The sequence below is a fragment of the Vibrio sp. 10N.261.52.A1 genome (genome assembly GCF_002876325.1).
GTDB classification, from domain to species: domain Bacteria; phylum Pseudomonadota; class Gammaproteobacteria; order Enterobacterales; family Vibrionaceae; genus Vibrio; species Vibrio chagasii.
This window is the reverse complement of the sequence record NZ_MCYD01001041.1, coordinates 1-6,096: the sequence shown is the minus strand read 5'-3', so window position 1 is coordinate 6,096 and position 6,096 is coordinate 1. Positions and strand designations below refer to the sequence as shown.

At 43.7% G+C, this 6,096-nt stretch carries 4 protein-coding genes and 1 pseudogene; 1 reads left to right on the top strand and 4 read right to left on the bottom strand.

Features of this window, described 5'->3' with window-relative positions; all coding sequences use genetic code 11:
- Positions 1–61 precede the first annotated feature (61 nt).
- The 3 genes from BCT81_RS22560 to BCT81_RS22550 all read right to left on the bottom strand — a co-directional run bounded on the left by BCT81_RS22560 (position 62) and on the right by BCT81_RS22550 (position 3,207).
- Positions 62–472: a phosphate ABC transporter substrate-binding protein gene (locus BCT81_RS22560; RefSeq protein ID WP_102425915.1), complete on the bottom strand. Its 411-nt coding sequence runs from the start codon at positions 470–472 to the stop codon at positions 62–64.
- Between the two features lie 9 nt (positions 473–481).
- Positions 482–1,624, bottom strand: a complete 1,143-nt coding sequence (locus BCT81_RS22555; RefSeq protein ID WP_102425914.1) for a hypothetical protein — start codon at positions 1,622–1,624, stop codon at positions 482–484.
- 116 nt (positions 1,625–1,740) lie between these two features.
- Complete coding sequence (locus BCT81_RS22550) at positions 1,741–3,207, bottom strand: methyl-accepting chemotaxis protein (RefSeq protein ID WP_102425916.1); 1,467 nt, start codon at positions 3,205–3,207, stop codon at positions 1,741–1,743.
- Positions 3,208–3,830: 623 nt separating this feature from the next.
- Here BCT81_RS22550 and ggt point away from each other — a divergent pair.
- Positions 3,831–5,561, top strand: coding sequence for a gamma-glutamyltransferase (gene ggt, locus BCT81_RS22545; protein ID WP_102425913.1), 1,731 nt, complete (start codon positions 3,831–3,833; stop codon positions 5,559–5,561).
- Positions 5,562–5,742: 181 nt separating this feature from the next.
- On the opposite strand, the pseudogene BCT81_RS22540 reads toward ggt, so the two are convergent.
- A pseudogene (locus tag BCT81_RS22540) lies at positions 5,743–6,096 on the bottom strand (hypothetical protein); the annotation flags it as partial.

The following is a 6,096-nucleotide window of genomic DNA, read 5'->3' as shown; positions in this document are numbered from 1 at the left end:
TTACGGGGTCACTTCAGACAACACCTTTGTCTTGGGCTTTTTATCATCATCTAAAATTGCATTAGTACTTAAACAACACTTTCACGTCACCCGTCAATGCCGACTCATCAACGTAACCAATGGCGTTAGTTTTTGACGCTACCGTTGTGATGGCCTCACTATAGTCTGCAACTTGAATAGGCGCTTCAGCTTTACCTGTAAACACTAGCCTTGACCAAGCAGATTGTAGCTGAGATTCACTGCGCCCCGTTGCGACTTCATGGAAGGCAAGTCGCCCTTCTGAACCATCAACTAACTCTATAATTTGCGCCTTAGTCCCGTTAGCTAGCTTGCTTTTTTTACCCATAAAGAGCTTTTTGACATCCGACTTCGACAATGAATCCACACCGGCATTGTTACCAATAACAACCATGCCTGCAGATACATTAAATGAAAGGACGGCTAATGTTATCGCTGATAATAAAGTTTTCATGTTGCCTCCTTAAAATACGAAATCTAGACGAGCTGAATAGACAATTGAGCTGTCTTCAAGGTAATTCCCTGTCGCCATAAATGGGTTGGCTGCAGACGTCTCGACATTGGTTTGGAAGCCACCGCTTGTATCGCGGTAATCCACGTAAGTCACGTCAGCCTTTAACGACATATTCTTAGCAAAGTCCCATCGGTTACCGATAGAGTAAGAGATACGCTCGTAATTCATCGTCTCTTTAACTGCTGTAATCATCATGTTTTCACGTTCATCGTTATCTGTGGTTTCAACCCAACTTACAGAAAGGTAAGGCGTAAATTCATTAATTCGGTAGCCGACCAAGCCTGAAACTGATTGATAGTCGTAGAATTGACCTTCAATTTGAACGTCAGCGGCTTCTACGTTAACCAGTAGATCGCCGTTATCATATTGCGCCCCCAAAGAGATAAACTGACCATCTTGGCTATCAAGTAAAGGAGCTAACTGGCGGCAGTACGGGTCCGTTGATGTATTGAAATCACAAGATGGGTTTGTTTCAGCAACCAAGTAAGAACCACGGAAAGTAAAATCATCAACGTTCCAGTTCGCGCTCAAACCATACAGTTGATCTAACTTAACCTCACCTACGATTGAATCTTCCTCATCGATAGTGCCAATACCAACCAGTGGCTGTAGCAATAGGCTTGAGTCTTCAAGCTCTATCGGAATCAGCAAGTCTGCGCCGGTATAACCTTTCAAAACAATGTTTTCATAAAGCTCTTGAGACGGCCTGATCATTGGGTACGCATAGCCTAGATCGGTGTAGTCTGAATAGAAAAATAGAGGAAGACGAAGCTTACCTGCACGAGCAGTAAACGAGTCGAAATCATAAGACGCGTAAGCCATCTCAAATTTTGGATCATAGTCATAGCGGCTATTAGCAACCACCTGTGTTACGAATTTAGCACGCTCGTTGACTTGAAAGTCAAACTGCACCCCCGCTAGCGTCTCTTGTTCCCAGTCGAGTTTTTCGTCAGTGTAACCCGCATAACCTATGGCGTTATCTGACTTACCAATACCTACAGAACCGAATCCGCTAATACGAATATTGTCCATGCTTGTAGCATTAGCGCCAAACGCCATGCCTACGAGTGCAGCAACCACTGTCTTTCTCATAACTAACTCCATTGTTATGTTATTTTCTTGTTTTTATATGAATCACCCGAATTTCGGGTGTAGACCTCCCTCCTTTATGTTTCACGAACAAGGATAGAGAGGACAATTAGGGGCTTTTAACTCACTTTAAAGTGGCCAGTTAATGTTGATATGTTTCGAGTGACCTCTTGAATATCATGGGCGACAGCATCAACTTGTTTTACACTGTTGCTAGTGCCTTCTGCCATTTTGCGAATTTCTTCTACAAAGGTTTCTATTCGGGTTGAGGTCTGCTCTTGCTGCTCTGTCGCAGCGGCAATACTTTCGTTTCGTTGGCTGATTTCGGTGACATCTGATGTAATTCTTTGTAGCGAACCTTCAGCCACTAAGAACTTCTCTACACAGTCTTCTGCTTTAACAACGCTTTCAGAGATAATGGTCGAGGCCGTTTGTGCTTGTTCTTGCAGTTGTAAAAGCACCGACTGAATTTCTTGGGTTGATGTTTGTGTCCGTGACGCTAACGTTCGAACCTCGTCAGCAACCACAGCAAAACCTCGACCTTGTTCTCCAGCACGGGCCGCTTCAATGGCCGCGTTGAGCGCTAACAGGTTGGTTTGTTCTGCAATCGCACTGATCGATTCTAAAATTGAACCTGCACTCTGTGTGTTGTCGTTCAGCTGTTTGACAACTTGCGATGCATTGCTGACAGCGTTCGTTAGCTCTTTTACCGCAACGATGGTGCTCTCAACTTGCTGCTCCCCTAAGCTTGCTTGTTCACTAGCACTAGAAGCAGAAGATGATGCATCATTTGCATTGGTTGCAATATCTCGAGCAGCAAGGAATAGCTGATTCAATGAGCTAGAAACTTCTTCAATTGAAAGGTGTTGCTTAGTAGAAAGCTCGTTTGTAACTTGGCTCGACTTAACAAGAGAGCCAGAGATCGAATCCAGTTGAGTCACGTTGTCTATGGTATGGGTAACGTTCTGTTGCAGATGAGACACGAAGCTATTAAATGACTCTACTAATGGTTTAAGTTCATCATTTTTCTCGTGTTGAAGGCGTACTGTTAGGTCTCCGTCTCCCTCAGCGATATCGTGCATCTTATCGCTGATGTTTGCCAGATCCGCTCGAATTCCTCTTACGACTAACCACCCGAAGATACACATAGCAAGCATTGCCACAGCACCAGAAACACTCATGATTTGGTTAGCCTGTTTATTATTGGCTTCTAGATCTTCAACTGCATTCTCGAACTCAGTTTGTCGGTCTGCGCTGAACTCACGCATGCCAAGGGTTAAGGCATCTAAAATCGCGGTACTTTCTTTTGCCAAACGACCGGCTTCGCTCAGACTGATCTCCTCATCGATCATTCCTTGGGCAATTTGGTAAGCAAGTTCAAAATATTGATTGGTCTTATTTTGCAGAAGTGTCGATTCACCCTGCAGAGAAGGATCCAGCGTGATTTGAATATTGAAGTTACTTTGAATCGCAGCAAGAGTTTGCTTGTTCATTTCCAAAATCTCTTCATCACCAAGCGTTACAGCTAAGTTAAAGCGCTCCGCCAATTGCGAGATCAGCACACTGTTTAACGACGCCGCGTTCATCACGGGATAAGTAACTTGGTCAATTCGATTAACCTGCTTGGTATTGCTAGTAAGTGTATTCCCACCGACAAATAGAATACTAATAAACCCTACTAACGAAACCAAACATAACGCCAAAATTCGATTCTTAATCGATAGTGTAAACATAAGCTTCCTTGCTAAACAGTATGACAAACCGCAATAGTATTTTTTGGCACAATAACAGATCTGACCAGTTATTCAATCGGTCAATACAAAAATAGTGATAAATATGTAAATATTGTTTATAAAATGTATCGACCGAGAAAATCACCATATAAATCATAAGTTTTAATTTTCAACTTCATCAAATACAGCTTAATTCCAAGCTCGTCATCCTGTTTAAAACTTAATGTTTATTCGACTTCATACTCAACCAACATATTTAAACGCACGTATTCCATAGGCTTAATGTCGAGTTGAAATATATAAAAACACGATGATTCAAACGCGTTACCAATAATTAAATTTCCTACATGCCCTACACTTTAATAACTGTGTCAACATCGTCAGGTTTGTGTACGAAGGCGACAGGCTCAAGAACTTACTCTTTTTAATTCAGTCAACCTTAGAGCGACTAAATTAAACCTCTAATTGGAGAGCGCATGCGTATAGCAACTTTATCTTTAAGCTTGGTTTCAGCGGTGGGTTTTGCTGCTGAGCCCAGCCCTTTTCCGGTAATGCCAGATGCTGAAGGTGACAAATTCATGGTTAGTGCGACAAACCCCTATGTCAGCAGCACTGGCTATTCGATACTGAAACAAGGCGGCAATGCCATCGATGCCATGGTGGCAATGCAAATGACCATGTCGGTGGTCGAGCCCGACATGACCGGGATCGGCGGTGGAACGTTTGCTTTGTTTTATCAGCATGATAAAGAGCAGTTTCTCGCTCTTGATGGACGAGACGAGGCTCCTTCAAGCGCTACACCCGACATGTTCATGGAAAACGGCAAGCCACTGAGTCGAAATGAAATTTTAGGTCCGCGTTCGGTCGCAGTACCTGGCACTCTTCGTCTACTTTATAGTGCCCACCAAGAGTATGGGAAACTACCTTGGTTAGAGTTAGTTCAACCGGCCATCGACCTGGCTAGCAAAGGGTATGCGATGAATAGCTACACGTACGACATTGTGGTCCGTGAACAAAGCCGTTTAATTGAAGATCCAGAAATCAAAGCGCTCTATTGGGATAACGACGAAATCAAACCGACAGGCACCTTGATGACCAATCCAAAGCTTGCCGACACGTTGACCAATATTGCTCAACAAGGTGACAAATACCTTTATGGTGGAGAGTTTGGTAAGAACATTGTAGAAACGGTCAACAGTCGCATCGATTCAGGCCACGCAAAGTTATCCATTGAAGACTTTGAACAATACAAAATTAAACAGCGTGACGTGATTGAAACCGATTATCGTGGCAATAAAATTGTATCCTTTGGTTATCCGGCCTCTGGTGGCGTGATGGTAGCGCAAAGCCTAGAAATGCTAGAAGCTTATGATTTGGCAGACATGTCCAAAACCGATGCCGAACCATGGCGCTTGATGACAGAAGCTATGAGAATCGCAAGAGCCGACCGTATTGCGTATGCAGGTGACCCTGATTATGTGGAAACGCCGGTAAGTGCACTGCTTGATAAGTCTTATATTGATAAGCGACGCCAACTGATCCCAGAAAATGGCATCGCTCAATCAAATCCGAAAGCAGGCAAGGTTTCAGATACCGATTACGCACAACATCAAGGCTTTGAGAGCAAGGATACTGGGCATATCTCCATCATCGATAAAGAAGGCAATGCGATAGCAATGACAAGCACCATCGGTACAGGAATGGGCTCTGGCGTGATGGTAGACGGTGTGATCTTGAATGCACAAATGGCGAATTTTTCTACCAAACCAACCATCAATGGCAAACCAAGCCAAAATGCAATTGAAGCAGGCAAGCGTCCTCGTTCAGCAATCACGCCATTAATGGTGATGGATAAACAAGATGACCTGCGTTTAGTTGTTGGATCTCCGGGTAGCTCACAAATTCCTGGGTACGTGTTAAAAACCGTGGTTGGTGTTGTGGATTGGGATCTATCAGCGCAAGAAGCGATTGACCTGCCAAACATTCAATACGGAACTAAGATAGATCGCACCAAGCCCTATGATCCAACAGGCCTTTTGGTGGAGAAAAAAACCTACGCCGAAATGTTGGTTCCAGAATTCATGCAACTTGGTTACCCAGTGCATGTCATACCTGTCGTCAGTGGCTTAAACGCCATTGAAATCAAAGATGGAAAACTTTACGGCGCAACAGACAGACGTCGCGCATCCAGTTCGATGGGTGAATAGATGCTTTATGAATGAATAGATGCTTTACGGGTGAGTCGCTCGGCTCACCCACTATAACGCCTCTGATTTATCTCTTGTTCCAACCACACATTTTAGAATCACTTCCAAATGCAAAAAAGCCAGTCGAACGTTTCGACTGGCTTTTCAATAACTCACTCTAGTTTATCGATTAACGCAATTACTATGAACTTGGCGCTACTCGCTTCTCTTTCAACTGCTCAATCACATAGTCAGGTGCGACTTTACTAAGCTCAGTCAAACATTCATCCGTTTTTTCATTGCCGTAACGCACGTAAATATCACATACAGCATAGAGTTGCTCTGGAGCGCCAGAAATCAAATACGCCTTTTCAAATGATTTTGTCGACTTATCGATATCGAGATCTTCTTGCAATACACCGTTGAGATACCAGTAATAGCTGTTGTCTTTCGCTAGCTCAGCAGCCACTTCAATCTCTTTTGCTGCGGCGCCCTTCTCTTCTAGTCGAACTAAGGTCAACGATTTTGAATAATGCAAAGCCGCATTGTCCGGGAC

Excerpts from the sequence above, each read along its gene's own strand:
- BCT81_RS22555 (WP_102425914.1), bottom strand. The coding sequence starts at position 1,624 with ATGAGAAAGACAGTGGTTGCTGCACTCGTAGGCATGGCGTTTGGCGCT.
- BCT81_RS22550 (WP_102425916.1), bottom strand. The coding sequence starts at position 3,207 with ATGAACGCGGCGTCGTTAAACAGTGTGCTGATCTCGCAATTGGCGGAG.
- BCT81_RS22560 (WP_102425915.1), bottom strand. The coding sequence starts at position 472 with ATGAAAACTTTATTATCAGCGATAACATTAGCCGTCCTTTCATTTAAT.
- ggt (WP_102425913.1), top strand. The coding sequence starts at position 3,831 with ATGCGTATAGCAACTTTATCTTTAAGCTTGGTTTCAGCGGTGGGTTTT.